Origin of the sequence: Paenibacillus sp. UNC451MF, from assembly GCF_000686845.1 — a bacterium.
Taxonomy (GTDB): Bacteria; Bacillota; Bacilli; order Paenibacillales; family NBRC-103111; genus Paenibacillus_S.
This window is the reverse complement of sequence record NZ_JMLS01000033.1, coordinates 40,986-61,411: the sequence shown is the minus strand read 5'-3', so window position 1 is coordinate 61,411 and position 20,426 is coordinate 40,986. Positions and strand designations below refer to the sequence as shown.

Here is a 20,426-nt window from a genome sequence, read left to right as displayed (position 1 = left end):
AGAGCTTGTCTTAAGCTCAAAATTCAATGCTAGCGAGAATTTTCATTCTCTTTAAAACATTCACTCGTTGTTCAGTTTTCAAAGGACAATTTCTTGTTTTTTATCGTCACCCTGTTTAGCGGCGACTTGATTAATATATCACATTCGCCCACTCAATTGCAAGTACTTTTTTTCATCATTTTCATCATTCGATGATAATGTGAGCGGCACTGCAGCAGAGTCTCAAAAGCGACAAAAAGTAATATACCAAAACGCAACACGAAATGCAAACTATTTTTTGATTTATTTTCAACACGGTTTTAAATCAAAAAACGTATCTTCCAGCATTTCTGGAAGATACGTTTTATCATGTACTTAAAACTCGATATTTATTCGCCTTGGCGTTCACGCATTAGCGGGAACAACAGCACATCGCGAATAGAAGGAGAGTTGGTCAATAGCATAACCAGACGGTCTACACCAATGCCGAGTCCACCTGTAGGCGGCATACCATATTCCAAAGCGCGAATAAAGTCATCGTCCATTTCATGCGCTTCATCATTCCCTTGCTCACGCTCCACCAATTGAGCTTCAAAACGCTCACGCTGGTCAATTGGATCATTAAGCTCAGTGAACGCGTTAGCATGCTCGCGCGCCACGATAAACAATTCGAAACGATCTGTAAAACGCGGATCCTGTTCATTCTTTTTCGCTAATGGAGAGATTGCAACAGGATGCCCGTATACAAATGTAGGTTGAATCAAGGTTTCTTCTACGAAGGTTTCGAAGAACTGATTCACGATATGTCCAAAGGTCATCATAGGCTCAACAGGCACTTTATGCTCTTTGGCCAGCTGATGCGCTTCTTCATCTGTCATCTGCTTGCTGAAATCAACACCCACGACTTCTTTAATCGCATCAACCATGGAAACGCGTCTCCAATGTGGAGCCAGGTCTACTTCATGCCCTTGATATTGCACCTTCGTTGTACCCAATACTTCTTGAGCGATATGCGCAATCATATTTTCAGTCAGTCTCATGATGTCTTGATAGTCGGCATAAGCTTCGTACAGCTCGATCATCGTGAACTCAGGGTTATGTCGTGTAGAAATCCCCTCATTACGATATACGCGGCCGATCTCGTATACTTTTTCCATACCCCCGACAATGAGGCGTTTCAGATGAAGCTCAATGGCGATACGCATATACAACTGCATGTCCAACGCATTGTGATGCGTAATAAACGGACGAGCGGAAGCTCCGCCTGCAATGGCATGGAGAGTAGGAGTCTCTACTTCCAAATAACCGCGGGAATCCAGGTAACGACGCATCGATTGAATAATTTTGGAACGCAAAATAAACGTTTGTTGTACTTCCTGATTCATAATGAGATCGACATACCGCTGACGGTAGCGAAGCTCGACGTCCTTCAGACCGTGATATTTTTCAGGGAGCGGCAGCAGTGATTTGGAAAGCACTTCTACCTCTTTGGCTTTTACGGAAAGCTCGCCTGTTTTTGTTTTGAACATAACCCCTTTGACACCGATAATATCTCCGATATCCAACAGATCAAAGGCTTGATACTTGGTTGATCCGACTGCATCTTCACGCACATAAACTTGAATTTTGCCGGTAATATCTTGAATATGCGTAAAGCTGGCTTTACCCATCGCGCGTTTTTGCATAATACGGCCAGCAATGCTGACTTCAATTTCTTTTTCATCCAAATCTTCTTTGGAAAAATCGTCATAGGCTTTAAGCAATTCTGCTGCATGGTGGGTAAGATCGAATTTTTGTCCGAACGGGTCAATGCCCAATGCACGAAGCTCGTCCAATTTGTTTCTTCTGATTTGAAGCAATTCGTTTATTTCTTGTTCTACAGTCACGCACTCCAACTCCTTATGATTTGCTGCTTTCTATACGTTAAAAAAGCTTCCAGAGGAAGCTTTCTATCGACGATTTTTACAATAAGCTCCAGATAAAAGCCATCTTATTTCTTAATATCGATGATTTCGTACTGGATTACGCCTGCAGGTACGTTAACGTCAACCAAAGAACCTTTAGTTTTGCCAAGAATGGCTTTTCCTACAGGGCTTTCGTTGGAAATTTTATTTTGAAACGGATCTGACTCCGCTGTACCTACAATATTGTATTCTACGATATCACCGAATTCCAAGTCCTTCAGTGTGACGATGGCACCTACACTGACTGTATCTGTGTTGACATCTTCATTATTAATAATCCGAGCATTCCGAAGCATTTTCTCCAATGTGAGGATTCTGCCCTCGATAAACGCTTGCTCGTTCTTAGCATCTTCATATTCGGAATTTTCACTAATATCTCCGTAACCGATCGCTACTTTGATACGTTCCGCAACCTCACGGCGCTTCACGGATTTAAGATGCTCCAACTCTTCCTCAAGCTTTTTTAAACCTTCCTGAGTCAGGATGACTTCTTTTTCACTCATTGCAACGATCTCCTGTCATGTGAAAGATTTTCATATTTCGAGCTGATTCCTTCGATTATGAATTCACTTATAATAATATATTAACGATCGAGATCCTGATGCCTGATCCGTTTGCTGAACGACTATTGACTGATTATATTGCAACCCTATTCAAATGTCAATCTGAACCAAATGCCTCAGAATACACGATTTATTGAACCGCTGCGGACGTTTCCATTGCGGTTTCTGTTTGCGAATCTTGCCCCATGGAAGACACAAACTCCTCAAGTACACGAGCCATTTCATCCCGCTTCGTTTGTTCCATAATTACATCTTTGACACGTGCCGCGCCAGCCAGTCCTTTTAAATACCAAGCCAAATGCTTCCGCATTTCCTTTACGGCTACATGCTCACCCTTGAGGGCAACCAAGCGATCCATATGAAGAAGCGCAATACGCATTTTCTCCTGGCCTGATGGTTCAGGAAGCAGCTCTCCGTGCGTCAAATATTGAATCGTCCGGTACAGCATCCATGGATTGCCTAGTGCTGCCCGACCGATCATAACGCCATCGACACCCGTCTGCTCCAGCATCCGTTTGGCGTCTTCAGGTGTGCACACATCCCCGTTTCCAATAACAGGAATGGATACCGATTCCTTAACTTCCTTAATAATGTCCCAGTTGGCATGTCCTGTATACATTTGTACACGAGTACGGCCATGGACAGATACTGCGGAGCCTCCGCCATTTTCTACTGCTTTAGCATTTTGCACAGCATAGACGTGTTCATCGTCCCAACCGATCCGCATTTTCACCGTCACGGGTTTACTGACCGATTTGACTACGGTAGAAATCATCTGTTCAATTTTCGGCGGATCTAGAAGCCAACGAGCTCCCGCATCGCATTTAGTTATTTTGGGAACAGGACAACCCATGTTGATATCTATAATATCCGCATTCGTATGTTGGTCTACATATTTGGCTGCTTCAACCAAAGATTCCGTATCCCCACCAAAAATTTGCAGACTAAGCGGCTTCTCGCGATCATCCACGAACAGCATTTCCATCGTGCGATGGTTACCGTGCAAAATCGCTTTATCGCTAACCATCTCGGCACATACAAGTCCGCAGCCAAACTCCTTGGCAATCAAACGAAACGCCGGGTTGCACACTCCAGCCATAGGAGCCAGCACAACTTGGTTCGGTGCCTCTACATTTCCTATTTTCAACATGTTAATTCCCTCCTTTCGCTCTTTCGCTTATTTTGCTGTAGGCAGTAATTCTTCCGGATCGATTCCGAGCACCTCGGAAATTTTTCGGATAATTTTGGGGTCAGGCTTGCGTGTTCCACGTTCGATGGCACCAAGTATGGCAATGGATACATCCAATTGATCGGCCAATTCATTTTGGGTAAAGCCCTTTAGCTTACGAAAAGCGCGAATGCGCTGAGCTATTGCATTTTTCTCCATAAGGTAACGCCTTCCTTTCCCTCCAGCTTCTCTAGATGCGCTGCCCATTCGGCAGCCCGCTGCACACGGCGCGCTTGCATGACCTCGACCAAAGGCACAAGGACAAAGGCTCGTTCCAGCATTCTTGGATGAGGAAGGATGAGCGTTGGATCGTCCTGCTTCACATCATCGTACAACAGCATATCCAGATCGATTGTTCTTGGTCCCCAACGCAGCTCGCGCGTTCGCCCGAGGCTCAGTTCAATATGCTGCATAACCTTAAGCAGCTCCATTGCCTCAAGCGATGTCTGCATCTCAATCACCATATTAAGAAAAGCCGCCTGGTCTACGTAGCCCACAGGCTCCGTTTCGTAAATACCGGAACAGCCGATAACCTCTATAGATTCGTGCTCTGCAAGAAGGCGAATCGCTTCCAGCAGCAAACGTTCTCTGTCCCCCATATTGGAGCCTAACGCAATGTATGCGTAATGTGAAGGCTGTGAGCCCATGAACTTATGCCCGCTTTCTGTGAATTTCAACTGCTACGCCTTCAAAAAAGATCGCAACCGGAGGATGCGGCTTCAGTACGCGTACAGTAATTTCATTTATACTAGTATAAGTTTGAAGGAGCTTAGATGCAACCTGCTCGGCTAAAGCTTCAATCAGCTTGAAGGTTTCCTTCTCTACAATGTTTTTAACAATTTCATATGCTTCTGCATAGTTAATCGTGTCTTCGAGGTGATCGGAGGCTCCCGGTTTATCCAAAGGCAGATGCATCTCAACATCTACCTGGTAGCGTTGGCCTAACTTATTCTCTTCAGGAAATACGCCGTGGTAGCCGTAAAATTGCATGCCGTTCATAACGATTTTATCCAATTTGCAACACTTCCCTTCTCTACACGTTCTCAGCAGGCAGCCGGTGCTTGATGATGGTATCAGCCATGACAGCAACTCGCTTCATTGGTTTAACATCATGGACTCGCATAATTCGACAGCCTTGTGCAATACCCATCGCTACGGTTGCAGCCGTTCCTTCTATTACATCATTTGCAGGAAGCTGCAAAGCGGTTCGAATCATGGTTTTCCGGGAGGTTCCCAGCAGCACTGGGTATCCTAAAGCCACAATTTGATGAAGCTCATTCATCAGCTGTAAATTCTGCTCGTAAGATTTCGCAAACCCTATTCCCGGGTCCAAAATAATTTGATGGTCCTTGACGCCTGCATCATGTGCTATACGGATGCTTTCCAGTAAATCCTGGATTGTATCATGAATGAAGTTATCATACACCGCCTCCTCGCGATTATGCATGATAACGATAGGGCAGCCGTAATCAGCGGCAAGCTTGGCCATTTCAAGGTCTTTTTTCAGACCCCAGATATCGTTCAATATATGTGCCCCTGCCTCCAATGCTTGCCTCGCTACCTCTGCCTTATAGGTATCGATGGAAATGGGAACTTGAATTCCCGCTTCTTTCAACGCGCGGATAGCCGGAATAACCCGTCCCAGCTCTTGCTCCAATGTAACCAATTCCGCTCCAGGACGGGTTGATTCCCCCCCGATATCAATGATTCCGGCACCCTCTGCAATCATTTGCTTGGCACGCTCTACGGCTGAGAAGAGATTGTTATATCGGCCCCCGTCTGAAAAGGAGTCTGGAGTTACGTTCAAAATCCCCATAATGACCGTTTCATTATATACATCCAAAGAGATGCCGCGGCAGTCTATAAAAGGCTGCTGCTCATTGACTGATTTCGACATGAGCGTTCACCGTCACTTCCGAGTTATTGTGTGATTTCCGTACAATAGTATGAGCTTGCTTGTTAGTTGACCAGCCATTCCTTCGTTAACTCTATAGGAGTTACCTGACAAATCGTAAAGTGTCGTAATAGGAACCATTTCTTGAATAGAATTGGTAATGAACACTTCGTCGGCCATCCGTAAATCGTCCCACCGGTAATGACCTTCTTCCAATTCCATTCCGCATTTCTTCGCCAATTCCATAACAAAAGCTCTTGTAATGCCGGGCAATATCCCTGTATCGAGCGAAGGGGTATGCAGTCGATCGTTCTTAATGAAGAAAAGGTTGCTTACGATCCCCTCAGCAAGGAAGCCGTTTCGATCGGTCTGCAGCCCCTCAGCCCCGGTTGCCCACGCATATTGTCGGAGCTCTCGCTTCGCCAATATATTATTCATATAATGGAGCGATTTGAATCTTACATTCCCCTCCGGCGTGTTTCGAGGGGTAGCCAGCAGCTGCAGCGGCTTTCCCTTCCGGTACAGTTCCTCGTCTCGAGAAGGCAGTCCCTTAACGTAGACTATCATTTGCGGCTTCCCATAATCCCCCACCGGAAGGCCGAGTAAATCTTCTCCAGCTGTAACAGTAAAGCGAAAGTAGGCATCGGTAAGCCCGTTAGCTTCTAACAATGCTTTAACAAGGCCTTCCCATTCTCCCGCTTCTGGCCGGTAATCTATCCCCAACTGCTCACAGCCAGCTATCAATCGCTCTTGATGCTCCCTTAGAAGGAACGGCTGTCCTCCATAGGTACGGAACGTTTCAAATAGCCCGATGCCGTAAAGAAAACCGTGATCGTATACCGAGACCACGGCCTTTTCTTCCGTTATTATGCTTCCATTGACGTAGATGTTCACTATTGCTTCACTGCCGTTTCGTTCAAGAAGTTGCTTAGCAGACGAAGTCCATGATCAGTAATAATTGATTCCGGATGAAATTGCACGCCTTCAATAGGATATTCCTTGTGGCGAAGCCCCATAATTTCCCCTTCCGCTGTCTCAGCGCTAATCTCGAGGCAATCTGGCAGCGTCTCTCTTTTGACAATTAAGGAATGGTATCTGGTTGCTGTGAACGGCGACGGTAGGTCTTTAAATAGGGTCTTACCGTCATGCAATATCGGCGAAGTTTTACCATGCATTAGCCGTTCGGCTCGAATCACTTCTCCACCGAATACTTGTCCAATCGATTGATGCCCGAGACATACCCCGAGAATCGGAATTTTTCCTTTAAAATGCTCGATAAGTGAAAGGCTGATGCCTGCTTCGTTCGGAGTACACGGTCCTGGTGAAATAAGAATATGGTCGGGATTAAGCGCCTCGATTCCAGCCAAGTCGATCTCATCATTACGGCGAACTTCTACTTGTTGACCAAGCTCACCTAAATATTGCACCAAATTATAAGTAAAGGAATCATAATTATCAATGACAAGGATCACAGCATATTCCCCCTAAGCTTTAATTTTGTCGTTCGATTCACTATATTGAATAGCCTTCCACATAGCTTTAGCTTTATTGATCGATTCTGTATATTCTTTCTCCGGGATGGAGTCGATGACAATGCCTGCTCCGGCCTGAACATAACCAATCCCTTCAGCCACCACGAGCGTTCGAATTATAATATTGAATTCCGTATCCCCATTGTAGTCAATCCATCCAATAGAACCTGTATACGGGCCCCTGCGTACGGGTTCAAGCTCTTCAATGATTTCCATCGTGCGAACCTTCGGTGCGCCTGTAATCGTGCCTCCAGGGAATGTAGCCGCTATGACGTCATAGGCTTGTTTACCCGGTGCCAGCTTTCCATCCACCTGAGAGACAATATGCATGACGTGAGAATAGTACTCGATGACCATGAAGTCTTTTACTTTTACCGTCCCGTAAGTCGATATTTTCCCAAGATCGTTGCGTTCCAGATCGACCAGCATGATATGCTCGGCACGTTCTTTCTCGTGATGAATTAATTCATCTGCAAGCCGCTGATCTTCTTCAGCATCCTTGCCTCTCGGACGGGTGCCTGCAATCGGACGAGTACGTACGTCATCCTCTTCCAGCTGCACAAGCAGCTCTGGAGAGCCTGATACGATCTGAAAATCGTCGAACCGCAGCATCCCCATATAGGGGGAAGGATTAACAACCCTCAGCCATTCATAAATAGCCTCTGGTGTTGCATGCAGCTGTTTATGCTGCCGTACGGATAAATTCACTTGGAACACATCACCGGCGCCGATATAACTTCGAATTTGCTCAACTGCCTCAATATAAGCGTCTCTCGGAAAATCAGGCTGAATGCCCTCAATGGAGTCGACATCAATGTAAAGCTGATCCTTATTCACCTGCATCAGCATCGCTTCACGGGTGTCTTTATAGTTCTCAGTATGATTGACAGCAGCAACAAGGTCCCACTGACGCTTCATTTGCTCGACATCTTCTTCCGCTTCACGATACCGCTCAGCTAAAGACTCGTCTTCTCCGACTGCCATCTTGTGAATCGCACAATACAGCATTTGTTCCTTATGGTCAATGATCCAAATTCGATCGAACCGTGCGAAGGCATAGTCCGGTACAGGCAAATCGTCAGAGGCTTGAACAGGAAGCCTTTCTATGGTCCGCGCTACATCATAGCCCCAAAACCCAACGCAACCTCCAAGAAATTTGGGTAAGCCTTGGTCACGAACGGCAGGTGCACGGTAAGATTCCATCCATTGCTTTACCGCTTCCAGTGGCGTTCCTTCTCCTTCAACGGTCATACCGTCTTCGTACTGGATAATGGTGCGAAGTCCCTTACCACGAATTGTAGAGACCGGCCGAAGCCCGAGGAAGGTGTACCTTCCTCCCTTTCCACTCTCTAGTACAAAGGAACCCGGTGATGCTTGCTCCCATGCTGTTTCCCAAGAAATAAACCGATCTTCTTCCAAGGGGTAACGCCGCACGTAGGGAAGCATCGTATAACGGCCAGCCCACTGCCGCCATTGATCGTAGGTAATCATCGTAACGGACGCCCCTCCTTGCTTCTATTCATAAGATTTGGACTTAGTATACTTGATATTGCTAATGAAAAAAAGCCCCTCAACGAATTGAAGGGCCCTCTGCACTAGTTATTAATCTTCAAATTGATACAAAGGCGTGCTCAGGTATCTTTCGCCGTTACTTGGAACGATGGCTACAACTCTCTTGCCCGGGCCCAACTCTTTAGCCACTTTCAATGCTGCAAAAATAGCTGCTCCAGAAGAAATACCTCCAAGGATACCTTCTTCTTTAGCTACACGGCGGGAAGTTTCGAACGCATCATCATTCTCAACAGGAATAACTGCATCATAAACCGATGTGTTCAAAATATCAGGAACGAAGCCTGCGCCGATGCCTTGGATTTTGTGAGGGCCTGGCTTGCCGCCGGACAACACTGGGGATGCACTAGGTTCTACTGCGTAAACTTTGATGTTAGGGAAGTTTTCTTTCAATACACTGCCTGCGCCTGTAATGGTACCGCCGGTTCCGATACCGGCAATAAATGCATCCAGCTTACCGTCGTGGGATTGGATAGCATCTACAATCTCAGGGCCTGTTGTTTCGCGGTGTACTTTTACGTTCGCTTGGTTTTTAAATTGTTGTGGCATAAAGTAGGAAGGGTTCTCCGCTTGCAGCTCTTCCGCACGCTTGATCGCGCCTTTCATGCCTTCCGCTCCAGGAGTTAGTACCAATTGAGCACCATATGCGCGAAGCAGATTACGGCGCTCCATACTCATCGTCTCAGGCATAACCAGAATGGCTTTATAGCCTTTAGCTGCAGCTACCATAGCCAAACCGATTCCTGTATTTCCGCTTGTCGGTTCAATGATGGTGTCGCCTGGTTTCAGCTTGCCTTCTTGTTCAGCCACTTCAACCATACTGATAGCGATACGATCTTTTACGCTTGCACCAGGGTTTTGGTATTCCAGCTTAACATACACTTCTGCGCTGCCTTCAGGTACAACGCGATTCAGCTTGACTAGAGGGGTTCCACCGATTAATTGTGTAATGTTCTGAACTATTTTTGCCATCCTGACTTCCTCCTAAAATAAATATGATGAATAATATCCGAGTAAATTGGTAGGTATTATAATAATATCTTATCAACCGGAGCTAAGGTTGTCAATATCAATTTATGGATGAGGTTACCAATATGATCTCAACCAAGCTACAGCATCATGTTCACTTTGTATTTTTCACGAAGTTTCATAATGGCATCTTTCAAGGGTGGTGCGGCTCGCAAAGCAATTTCTTTTCTGACACTTTCCATTAGAGCCTCTTTACTCAACTTCGGCTGCTCTTTACGATCCTTAAGCTTCACAATAAAGAGCTGCCCGTTCATATCGATGGCCTTGCTTACCTCTCCAACCTTCAGCTGTTTAGCAGCTTTCATGATGGGAGCTGCAATAAACGGATCATCTTCCTCAATCCACCCCAGATCACCGCCGTTGTCACGGGTCGCGTCATCCAAGCTCCTGTCTTTAGCAATCTGAGCAAAATCGACTCCCTTGCTTACATCTGCAGCTACTTTTCCGGCCTGTTCCTTGCTGCTTACGACAATCTGCTGCAATCTGAGCTGGACCTCGGTTTTAAATTCATCGGGATGGGACTGGATATAAGCATTCACTTGTTCGTCTGAAACAATAATGTCTTTGGTAATAATTTTCTCCTGAAGCAGCTTGTCATAAATATCGGTCTTCAACGCCTCCGGCGACAAGCCAAGCTGGACTTTCATCGATTCATAGAACTGACCCTCATTATCGTAGCCTTGCTGCATCCGTTTCAGTTCCTTCTGGATTTCACTTTCCTCCACAAACAACCCCAATGCCTTACCTTCCAAGCGAATGACTTCATGATCCACCATTTGATTTAACAATTCCCGGCCATGCTTTTGCAGCAGCTGCTGATCTAATTCTTTGCTGGTGATGGTTTTGTCTCCGATAGTTGCGATGACTTTTACTGACGGGTTCTGCTTTGTCTGATCCGGGCTCATGTCGACATGTCGTTGGTTGAAAAAATCGGCAGACAATACGGAGGAAAGGATGACAACGGCAATAAACAAAACCGCAATGACTCCCCACAGTATTTTTATGTTTCTCATTCCTAATCCCCTCGTATGGTCACTATTGCTTTTTGATCCTTCAAAAAGGTCGTCTCAACCTTTTTATCGTCTAATTAAAGCTGATTGATAATGTTTTTTAAATCTTCTTCTTCAAAAAGATACTGTTCATTGCAGAAGTGGCACACAATCTCCGCTTTCCCGTCTTCTTCTGCCATCTGCTCCAGCTCTTCGCGGCCTAATGAAATTAACGTCTGCTCAACGCGTTCCCTCGAGCAGTTGCAGCGGAAATGAACATCCATTTCTTCCAATACCTCAACATTAGGAACGATACGCTGAAGTATTTGCTCTAGACCCAATCCTTTTTCCAGGAGAGTGGTTACAGGTTCAATTCTGGACAGAAGCGATTCGATAAGCGTAATTTCGTCATCCTTCAGGCCAGGCAGAAGTTGAATAATGAATCCTCCTGCGGAAGATACCGCGTGGTCCACGCCTACTAGCACACCTAAGCCAACTGCAGAAGGCGTTTGCTCGGATCTTGCAAAATAGTATGTGAAGTCTTCGCCCAATTCCCCGGATATCAAGGGAACACTGCCGCTGTATGGCTTTTTAAGTCCCAAGTCTTTAACTACATTCAAAAAGCCATCCGTTCCTACCGCACCAGCAACGTCGAGCTTACCGACCTCATTAAGAGGCAGATCGACCAGCGGGTCGGTTACATATCCACGAACTTCCCCCAATGCATTGGCATCCACCACAATTTGTCCGATGGGCCCTCCGCCTTTAATCATTATGGTGAGCTTCTCCTCACCTTTTAGCATTGCCCCCATCATCAAACCGGCAGATATCGTTCTACCTAGTGCTGCCGTTGTCGTTGGAGTCATTTGGTGCCTTCTACTGATTTCGTCTACAATCCCGGTGGAACGAACGGCAAATGCTCTTACTTTGCCCTCCATCGCCGTCGCTCTAATTAAGTAATCACGCATGGAGTTACCCTTTCTTTGGTTCTGTTATAAGGACTCTCTATATCTAAGTCCTACTGGTTGCGTTCATAAATCATTTGCAGCCCCTGGAGAGTCAACAGCGGGTTCACCTTTTCAATAGTACGAGACTCGCTCGCTATAAGTTCCGCCATTTCCCCGGTAGCTATAACTTTCGCTTGAGCATTATGCTCTTCACGAATACGACCCACAATGCCATCCACTTGTCCTGCAAAGCCGTAAATAATCCCCGCTTGCATAGAAGCGACCGTATTGCGTCCTACTACGGACTTAGGCTTTACCAGTTCGATCCGAGGTAATTTGGCCGCACGCTGGTACAATGCTTCCGTGGAGATGCCGATTCCTGGCGCTACAGCTCCCCCGATATACTGACCGGATTCATCAATATAATCGAAGGTCGTTGCCGTACCAAAATCGACTAAGATGCAAGGGGCACCGTACAACTCTATGGCGGCAACCGCATTAGCAATTCTATCGGCACCGACCTCGCGCGGATTTTCGTATCGGACGTTCAAGCCGGTCTTGATACCTGGGCCCACGATGAGCGGAGTTTTCTTTAAGTATTTTGAACATAACTGTTCAAGAACAAACATGAGCGGAGGGACGACGGAGGAAATAATAATTCCTTCAACCTGATCCAGCTCAAGCTCCGAGTGCTGAAACAAATTGTATATCATCATTCCGTACTCATCGGTCGTGCTGGAGCGGTTAGTGCTTAATCGCCAATGATGCAGCAGTTGTTTACCTTCATAAAGACCAAGTATGATGTTCGTATTGCCCACATCAACTGCCAATATCATGACGTCCCTCCTTTCCGCGCGTTCAAATCTAGGCTGATATCCAAGGCTTGCACCGAGTACGTCAATCGACCGACAGAGATAACGTCAACCCCTGTTGCTGCAATGGCATGTATCGATTCCAAGGTAACGGAGCCCGATGCCTCTACAAGAATATGCGGAGCTTGGGATTTCATGCGTACAACCGCTTCGCGCATTTGCTCGGGTGTCATATTGTCTAGCATGATGATATCCGGCTTTGCACTTAAAGCTTGCTCTAGCTGCTCCATGTTCTCGACCTCCACTTCGATTTTCATCGTATGGGGGATTTGGGAACGCGCGGCCAGAACCGCTTCAGCTATACCGCCGGCTCCTTTAATATGGTTATCTTTAATCATAACGGCATCATACAAACCAAATCTGTGATTGTAGCCTCCACCGATACGGACTGCATATTTTTCAAGCAATCGATGTCCCGGTGTCGTTTTTCGAGTATCCACGAGTCGAACAGGCAGCCCTTGCAGAGCGTCTACGAATTGTCTCGTTCGAGTCGCAATGCCGGACATACGCTGCATCAGGTTCAGGGCTAGCCTTTCTCCCAAGAGTATGCTTCGTGTGCTGCCTGATACTTCCGCAAGGACAGTGCCGAAATTGGCAGATTGTCCTTCTTGTACCTTAGGCTCGAACCGAAGTCGATCATCGACAATGGAAAACACAGCTTCAGCTATAGGCAAGCCTGCGATGATACCGTTATCCTTAAGATGAATAATCCCTTTGGATTGTTGGTCGGCAGGAATAGTCGACATGGTGGTTACATCCCCCATTCCGATATCCTCTTCCAGCCACAGCTTAATATTCTTTTTCACTAAATCCATTTGCAGCTCATACATCGTCAATACGTCCCTCCGTAATACCATGCTCACGATTGAATACCGTATGCTTTCTCCATTGAAGGTCATTCTTCTCAGGGAAATCCTCCCGATAGTGTCCCCCCCGGCTTTCCTGTCTAATCAGGGCCGCCTGCGTCGTTAAAAGCGCACAGGTGAGCAGATTGGCAAATTCGTAATCCTCGCGTTTCGACAAGCACGTATCAAAGATCGAAAGCTGACGCTTCAGTTCCTCATAGCCTTTTTCCAGCCCGATAGCTGTTCTCTTTAAACCTACATAACGCAGCATGACCTTTTGCAGCTTGAGCTTTCTTTCTACAATAGGTTGCTTAGCATGCTCTGTACGTTGAGAATCGCCTACGATCAATGGTTGTATCTCCACCGGAGAGAGCTCGTGAATACGTTCGATAATTCTGCGACCAAATACAATGGCTTCCGACAATGAATTGCTGGCAAGTCGGTTAGCTCCATGAACTCCTGTTGAGGACACTTCCCCACATGCGAACAAGCGTGTAACATTCGTTTCGCCTTGCAGATCCGTTTTGACGCCTCCCATCATATAATGGGCAGCAGGAGCAACAGGAATCCAATCAGACGACAGATCCAGGCCATAATTCAAACAGAACTCATAAATCGTAGGAAATCGGTGCTTCACTGTTTCTTCCGTCTCATGGGTAAAATCGATATAGACGAAAGTAGACTTCGTCTCTTCCATTTCGTTAACAATTGCTCTGGCTACAATATCCCTTGGCGCCAATTCCATTTGAGGGTCATACTTCTCCATAAAACGCTCGCCCTTAATATTCCTTAAAATGGCTCCTTCGCCGCGAACAGCTTCAGAGACAAGAAATCTCGGAGCACCCGGGTAGCATAAAGCGGTAGGATGAAATTGAATAAATTCCATATCTTGAATTAACGCGCCTGCACGATAGGCAATCGCAATTCCGTCTGCCGTTGCAATATCAGGATTCGTCGTATAACGGAACAGCTGACCGGCCCCACCCGTGCACAGGATAGTAGCATTGGCTCGCACGAAAATTTTCTGACCATCCGGCTTCTGTACCAATGCGCCATAGCATTCGCCATCTTGCGTAATCAGATCGATGACAAAGTGGTCATCCCAAATTTCAATGTTAGGATGCTGCTTCGTTTTTTCAGACAAGGCACGTACGATTTCAGCTCCAGTAGCGTCTCCATGCGCATGCAAAATGCGACGTTGGCTATGCGCTCCTTCTTTCGTTAAAGCAAACTCTCCGTCCTCCAGATCAAACTGGGTCCCCATCTGGATCAAATCTTTAACCCCATCTGGGCCCTCATGCACTAATACGTTGACAGCGGCAGAAGAGCACAGCCCTGCGCCGGCATTCAACGTATCTTGATGATGGTATTCCGGTGAGTCTTCATCGGAAATAACTGCGGCGATTCCGCCTTGAGCGTAGCGAGTATTGCTGTCTAGCAGCGACTTCTTTGTCACCATCAGCACTTTAAAATCTTTGCTACCTTTAATAGCAGCGAAAAGTCCGGCGATTCCAGCACCTATCACTATCACATCAGTATGTACTTGCGGCAGCTCGTCCAAATTAAAGTCAACTAAATAACGTGGAATCATGAGTACGCTCTCCTTCTTCTACATGCCCAAAAAGTGAATAATAGCTTTATCAATGGGGGTAGAGCCCTTGCATACTGTTCTTTCATCAAACAAGAGAGTAGCGCATGCTACTTCACTTGTAGCATGCGCTCCAGGGACGCTTTAGCTTGTTCAGCGATATGTGGCGGAACGTAAATTTGTGGTTGCATGGTTTCAAGACAACGAGCAACCTTTTTTAAGTTATTGACTTTCATGTTTGGACATACCAGATATTTAGTAGCAAAGTGAAATTGCTTATTCGGACTGTCCAAGCGCAGTTGATACCCTGTGCCATCTTCCGTACCAACGATAAACTCTTGGCAGTCGGATTCTTTGCAATACTTGATAATCGCTGTCGTACTGCCTACAAAATCACCCAGCTTTACGACCTCTGGACGACATTCCGGATGAACGACGAATTGGGCATTCGGATGAAGAGCTCTCATTTCCTCTACATCTTTGACGGTTAACATGTCATGAGTGTTGCAGTAACCTTCCCAAATAATAACTTTTTTGTCCGTAAATTTGGAAACGTAATCACCCAAATTTTTATCAGGCACCCAGATGATCTCATCCGAGTCAACGGAGTTAATAACTTTGATAGCATTAGCCGAAGTACAGCAAATATCAGTCTCAGATTTCACATCGGCCGATGTGTTAATGTAAGCAACCACTTTGGCATTAGGATGCTGTTTCTTCAGTGCACGAAGTCCGTCTACATTAACCATATCGGCCATCGGACAGCCTGCTCTTTCATCCGGTATAAGAACGGTTTTGTTAGGAGCCAATATTTTTGCGCTTTCGCCCATGAAATGAACGCCGCAAAACACAATGACATCCGCATCGGTTGTTGCTGCTTTTTGCGCTAAAAGAAAAGAATCCCCTCGAAAATCAGCAATCTCTTGAATTTCATCCCGTTGATAATAATGAGCAAGAATAATGGCATTACGTTCCTTCTTTAATTGAGCGATTCGTTCCTTAAGCTCCCGTTTCTGTTCTTCCTTGCGCTCCAGAGCTAATGCTTCCATCGTCGCCTTCCTTCCTTTCCGTCCCCATGCCCCTTTTATTTAACAACCAAGTCGTGAAAATGTTCACATATTGTTTAAAGATTTACAACTAATTTACACAACATCCCCGGTGGTGTCAATGCTCAAATAACTACAAAATAACCGAATTCATTCATTGTATTGCCGCCTTTTAGCCTGCCTTGATCTTTTGTGTCTAGTTTCTCGCCCAATGCTTTATTTCATCCTAATAACAATAGGAAAACCGAAAGGCATTGAGTGCCTTCCGGTTTTCATCGTACTGCTTATTCTTTATTTTCTTTATTTTCTTTATTTTCTTTATTATCTTTATTTTCTTTATTATCCTCATCAGCTGGCGAGTGCTTATCGAAGTCGAGCTTATTGGCTTCCGCCGTTTGCTGTTGTCCGACAATATTCACCTTTACTTCAGAGCTGGAATCTTCCAGCTTGCCGTTCTCGATGAGCTGCTTGATTTGCTCTTTTTCGAGCGTTTCCTTCTCGAGCAAGGTTTCTGCGATCAGGCGAACCTGATCGGAATACTTCTCAAGGGTTTCTTTCGCTCTAGCATAGCAGCTGCGGATGATGGTCTGCATCTCTTGGTCGATCTCATAAGCAATCGCATCACTGTAGTTTTGCTCATGTCCGAAATCACGGCCCAGGAATACTTGACCCTGAACATTACCAAACTGCATAGGACCGAGTTTATCGCTCATTCCGTATTCCATAATCATTTTACGAACAATGCCAGTCGCACGTTGGAAGTCACTGTAAGCACCCGTACCGATTTCACCAATAAACAGCTCCTCGGAAACGCGTCCGCCCAGCAAACCGGTAACTTTATCAAGAAGCTCGTTCTTGGTATTCATCATCCGGTCTTCGCCTTCCTTAGGAAGCATCATGACGTATCCGCCTGCGCGGCCCCTAGGAATGATCGTAACTTTATGCACCATATCGGCGTTTTCCAAATGGTAACCGATAATCGTATGTCCCGCTTCGTGGAAAGCAACCATGCGTTTCTCGCGATCGCTGATGACACGAGCTTTCTTCTGCGTACCGACAATAACACGGTCGAACGCTTCATCCAGCTCATCCATTGAAATATCTTTACGGTTGCGGCGAGCTGCAATCAAAGCAGCTTCATTGAGCAAGTTCTCCAGGTCTGCGCCTGTAAACCCTGTCGTGTATCTCGCCAGTACATCCAACTTAACATCTTTATTCAAAGGCTTATTGCGTGCATGTACTTTCAGTACCGCTTCGCGACCTTTTACATCTGGACGGTCAACCGTAATTTGACGGTCAAAGCGTCCCGGACGAAGAAGCGCAGGGTCTAGAATGTCCGGCCGGTTAGTAGCCGCAACGATAATAATCCCTTCATTTGCACCGAACCCGTCCATCTCCACGAGGAGTTGGTTGAGCGTCTGCTCACGCTCGTCATGACCGCCACCCAAACCGGCGCCGCGTTGACGACCCACAGCATCAATCTCGTCTATAAAAATGATACAAGGTGCATTTTTCTTTGCGTTTTCGAACAAGTCGCGGACACGGGATGCACCGACACCAACGAACATTTCCACGAAATCGGAACCGCTTATACTGAAGAACGGAACTCCCGCTTCACCGGCAACAGCCCGTGCGAGCAAGGTTTTACCCGTACCCGGAGGACCATTCAAGAGAACCCCTTTAGGAATTCTGGCTCCTACGGCAGCAAACTTACGAGGATCCTTCAAAAATTCGACCACTTCAACAAGCTCTTGCTTTTCCTCATCTGCCCCCGCTACATCTTCAAAGGTCACGCGCTTCTTCTCTTCATTATAAAGTCTCGCGCGGCTTTTTCCGAAATTCATCACCTTACCGCCGCCACCCTGCGCCTGATTCAACAGGAAGAAGAACAGGATGAAAATAATGACAAACGGAATAATGGAGGTAAGGAAACTGATCCAAACATTGTCCCCTTCCATTTTTTCGATGACGATGTTAGGCACTTCGCTCTTCTCGATCAAATTGACAGTTTCTTGGTCGTAAGGCGCACGGGTTTCGAAGCTTTTCTTATCCGGCGACTCTGGTGTTTTGTATTTACCACGAACCAAGTATGTTTGTCCGTCATATCTCAAGTTGACCGATTCCACATTCTGCTTGACTAAGGCCTGTCGGAGCTTATCGTAGCTAATCACGTCTTTCTGGTCATTCTGTGTGCTGATAAAGTGAACGATACCGACAGTGACCAAAAAAATGAGCAAATAAAAGCCTGTATTGCGAATAATTCGATTCATCCCCTACCTCCTCTCAAAAACGGCAACTTTGTATATTGTACCACAGCAAGTCTTGGCATCACAAGAAATGCTAATGGGAGTAAACCTCTGGCTTCAAAATGCCGACATACGGCAAATTGCGGTATTTTTCAGCATAATCCAAACCGTATCCGACGACGAACGCATCAGGGATAACGAACCCTTTATAGTCTGCGTCCAATTCCACCGTTCTACGCCCTGGCTTATCGAATAAAGCGGCTACGGTAATGGAAAGCGCGTTGCGACGCTCCAATACGTCAATTAAGTAGCTTAATGTCAATCCGCTATCAATAATGTCTTCGACAATAATAATATGCCGTCCTTCTACCGGTACATCCAAATCTTTAATGATTTTGACGACGCCGGATGACTTGGTCGATTGACCGTAGCTGGAAACCGCCATAAAGTCAATTTCCAAGGGTACTGTAATTTGTTTAACCAAATCCGCCATAAAAATAAACGCACCCTTCAGTACACAAATAACTAGCGGATTGCGTCCCTCGAAATCGCGGCTTATAAGTTGGCCCATCTCCTTTACTTTGTCCTGAATCTGCTGTTCGCTGTAAAGTGTTTCTTGAATGTCGTTTTGCAAGAGAGAACCTCCTACTTGGAATAAAATGATCTTGTGAAGCTATCTTAACACAGTGGACAATAAACCTTCCTCCATGCAAAGTTTCATGTGAAGCCATGCTTTCGTGTTCCCGTTAACCGGGGCCCATGAGGACCTTCTAACTCCAGGAAGCCAAATGACCCGATTGTCTGCATCCGTGATGACAGGTATCCGGGCTCTAAGGCTCGGAGGAATCTTAGCGTCGATGAAAATATCTTTTACCTTTTTCGACCCGTTTAGTCCGAACAGGTTCATCTTGTCTCCATCGGCACGGCTGCGTACGGTTAAGGGAAAAGCCAATAAATCTGCGTCGAACCATACGGACACTGCCCCATCGGTAGCGCCTTCCTTCATCCTCGTATCCTCTTCCGACCAAGAGCATTCGATAACCGCTCCCGTCTCGACAATCGTCAAGCTTTCTTGACGTGGCTGTAATATGTACAGGTAGGCTTCAGGAGGTACCACATAAGTATGTAACTTGATCCTGTCATATTCCCTCGTTAACGATAGGTTATGTCCTATATCGATACGCAGGTTTGACGGCTCTTCCTTGATGATCAGTTCCCTCATCTGCTCCAGCTTCATAAAATCAAGGGAATCGGCCTCAAAAGAAAGATAATTTAATATTAGTTTAATCAATCGCCTTTGTAAAGCAACATGTACCCCAGCAAACCAATTTCTTGACCATTGTGCGAAATCGCTTTCTACAGCCACATTTTGTTCAAAAACGGTTGAAGCTTGCTTATCCAGAAAATCATCCTCGGCAGTCATCATGACAGATAACCGGTTGAGTGCTTGCGGAAGCTGCTCATTATATCGCTCCTGCAGCAGCGGCAGAAGCTCCAGACGGATTTCGTTGCGAAAGTACTTGGTGTTATTGTTGCTGCTGTCAATGTAATAAGTAAGTTGATGATGATGGCAGTAATCCAGCAGCTCTGATTTATATATACGAAGCAACGGGCGCACAAGTTCCACATTATGTTCTACCCTGCGCATTGGGATTCCTGTTAGCCCTGACGGCCCCGTTCCGCGAAGCAGCCTCATCAGGAGCGTTTCCGCCTGATCGTCGGCATGATGAGCCAAAGCTATCCGCTTGGCCCCATACTTGTCGGCAGTCTCGTGCAAGAACCGATAGCGCAGCTCCCGGGCAGCCGCTTGCGAGTTTTTCCCCGACTCTCGGATATACTGCGGAACATCGATTCGGGCAATTTCACACGGAATCCCAAGCTGTCTGGAGTATTCCTCAACAAAGGACGCTTCTTGTTCGGATTCCTCTACCCGGAACTGATGATTGACATGCGCTACAACCAAGCGCCAGCCCCATCGTTCAGACAGCAAAAAAAGGACATGAAGCATGGCTATGGAATCAGGTCCTCCCGATACCGCAGCAACGATACTGTCCCCTTGGCGAAGCAGCTGCTCATCATGCAATTGTTTCTCTACCCTTGATACCAGATCCATCGTTTTAAATCCTTTCTTACGT

20 protein-coding genes are annotated in these 20,426 nt (G+C 46.2%); all 20 read right to left on the bottom strand.

The genetic code is table 11. From position 1 onward, the window contains the following. Positions 1–368: 368 nt before the first annotated feature. The 20 genes from lysS to tilS all read right to left on the bottom strand — a co-directional run bounded on the left by lysS (position 369) and on the right by tilS (position 20,404). Positions 369–1,865, bottom strand: a complete 1,497-nt coding sequence (lysS, locus tag BP97_RS0127205) for a lysine--tRNA ligase (protein WP_028551944.1) — start codon at positions 1,863–1,865, stop codon at positions 369–371. Between the two features lie 104 nt (positions 1,866–1,969). Then, complete coding sequence (gene greA / locus BP97_RS0127200; protein WP_028551943.1) at positions 1,970–2,446, bottom strand: transcription elongation factor GreA; 477 nt, start codon at positions 2,444–2,446, stop codon at positions 1,970–1,972. Between the two features lie 190 nt (positions 2,447–2,636). Continuing rightward, positions 2,637–3,656 carry a tRNA dihydrouridine synthase DusB gene (dusB, locus tag BP97_RS0127195; protein WP_028551942.1) on the bottom strand — a complete coding sequence of 340 codons (1,020 nt, stop codon included), beginning with the start codon at positions 3,654–3,656 and terminating at the stop codon, positions 2,637–2,639. A 27-nt stretch (positions 3,657–3,683) separates the two neighbouring features. Next, entirely contained in the window at positions 3,684–3,893 is a 210-nt protein-coding gene (locus BP97_RS0127190; protein ID WP_028551941.1) for a helix-turn-helix domain-containing protein, read from the bottom strand. Next, positions 3,875–4,381 (bottom strand): 2-amino-4-hydroxy-6-hydroxymethyldihydropteridine diphosphokinase, encoded by a 507-nt coding sequence (folK, locus tag BP97_RS0127185; protein ID WP_028551940.1) that lies wholly within the window; start codon positions 4,379–4,381, stop codon positions 3,875–3,877. Before folK ends, BP97_RS0127190 begins: the two co-directional genes overlap by 19 nt. A 4-nt stretch (positions 4,382–4,385) precedes the next feature. Continuing rightward, complete coding sequence (gene folB, locus BP97_RS0127180) at positions 4,386–4,748, bottom strand: dihydroneopterin aldolase (RefSeq protein ID WP_028551939.1); 363 nt, start codon at positions 4,746–4,748, stop codon at positions 4,386–4,388. Between the two features lie 19 nt (positions 4,749–4,767). After that, positions 4,768–5,631 (bottom strand): dihydropteroate synthase, encoded by an 864-nt coding sequence (folP, locus tag BP97_RS0127175; protein ID WP_028551938.1) that lies wholly within the window; start codon positions 5,629–5,631, stop codon positions 4,768–4,770. Between the two features lie 12 nt (positions 5,632–5,643). Next, a complete protein-coding gene (gene pabC, locus BP97_RS0127170) occupies positions 5,644–6,522 on the bottom strand; it encodes an aminodeoxychorismate lyase (protein ID WP_028551937.1) in 879 nt (292 codons plus the stop codon). After that, positions 6,522–7,100: an aminodeoxychorismate/anthranilate synthase component II gene (pabA, locus tag BP97_RS0127165; protein ID WP_028551936.1), complete on the bottom strand. Its 579-nt coding sequence runs from the start codon at positions 7,098–7,100 to the stop codon at positions 6,522–6,524. Before pabA ends, pabC begins: the two co-directional genes overlap by 1 nt. A gap of 12 nt (positions 7,101–7,112) precedes the next feature. Then, the gene (locus BP97_RS0127160; RefSeq protein ID WP_028551935.1) at positions 7,113–8,651 is read right to left on the bottom strand and encodes an anthranilate synthase component I family protein; all 1,539 of its coding nucleotides are present in this window, start codon (positions 8,649–8,651) and stop codon (positions 7,113–7,115) included. A 111-nt stretch (positions 8,652–8,762) separates the two neighbouring features. Next, positions 8,763–9,701, bottom strand: coding sequence for a cysteine synthase A (cysK, locus tag BP97_RS0127155; RefSeq protein ID WP_028551934.1), 939 nt, complete (start codon positions 9,699–9,701; stop codon positions 8,763–8,765). Positions 9,702–9,838: 137 nt separating this feature from the next. Continuing rightward, on the bottom strand, positions 9,839–10,771 hold the full coding sequence (locus BP97_RS0127150; protein ID WP_028551933.1) for a peptidyl-prolyl cis-trans isomerase: 933 nt from the start codon (positions 10,769–10,771) through the stop codon (positions 9,839–9,841). Between the two features lie 74 nt (positions 10,772–10,845). Continuing rightward, positions 10,846–11,715 carry an Hsp33 family molecular chaperone HslO gene (gene hslO / locus BP97_RS0127145; RefSeq protein WP_028551932.1) on the bottom strand — a complete coding sequence of 290 codons (870 nt, stop codon included), beginning with the start codon at positions 11,713–11,715 and terminating at the stop codon, positions 10,846–10,848. A 50-nt stretch (positions 11,716–11,765) separates the two neighbouring features. Then, positions 11,766–12,530 (bottom strand): type III pantothenate kinase, encoded by a 765-nt coding sequence (locus BP97_RS0127140; RefSeq protein ID WP_028551931.1) that lies wholly within the window; start codon positions 12,528–12,530, stop codon positions 11,766–11,768. Further along, the gene (gene nadC / locus BP97_RS0127135) at positions 12,527–13,396 is read right to left on the bottom strand and encodes a carboxylating nicotinate-nucleotide diphosphorylase (protein WP_028551930.1); all 870 of its coding nucleotides are present in this window, start codon (positions 13,394–13,396) and stop codon (positions 12,527–12,529) included. The genes BP97_RS0127140 and nadC overlap by 4 nt, the downstream gene beginning before the upstream one ends. Next, on the bottom strand, positions 13,389–15,002 hold the full coding sequence (gene nadB / locus BP97_RS0127130; protein WP_028551929.1) for an L-aspartate oxidase: 1,614 nt from the start codon (positions 15,000–15,002) through the stop codon (positions 13,389–13,391). Before nadB ends, nadC begins: the two co-directional genes overlap by 8 nt. 107 nt (positions 15,003–15,109) lie before the next feature. Beyond that, entirely contained in the window at positions 15,110–16,048 is a 939-nt protein-coding gene (gene nadA / locus BP97_RS0127125) for a quinolinate synthase NadA (protein WP_028551928.1), read from the bottom strand. Between the two features lie 281 nt (positions 16,049–16,329). Then, complete coding sequence (gene ftsH, locus BP97_RS0127120; protein WP_028551927.1) at positions 16,330–18,315, bottom strand: ATP-dependent zinc metalloprotease FtsH; 1,986 nt, start codon at positions 18,313–18,315, stop codon at positions 16,330–16,332. A 70-nt stretch (positions 18,316–18,385) separates the two neighbouring features. After that, positions 18,386–18,925 (bottom strand): hypoxanthine phosphoribosyltransferase, encoded by a 540-nt coding sequence (gene hpt, locus BP97_RS0127115; protein WP_028551926.1) that lies wholly within the window; start codon positions 18,923–18,925, stop codon positions 18,386–18,388. A 39-nt stretch (positions 18,926–18,964) separates the two neighbouring features. Continuing rightward, positions 18,965–20,404, bottom strand: coding sequence for a tRNA lysidine(34) synthetase TilS (gene tilS, locus BP97_RS0127110; protein ID WP_036746618.1), 1,440 nt, complete (start codon positions 20,402–20,404; stop codon positions 18,965–18,967). Between the last annotated feature and the right edge of the window lie 22 nt (positions 20,405–20,426).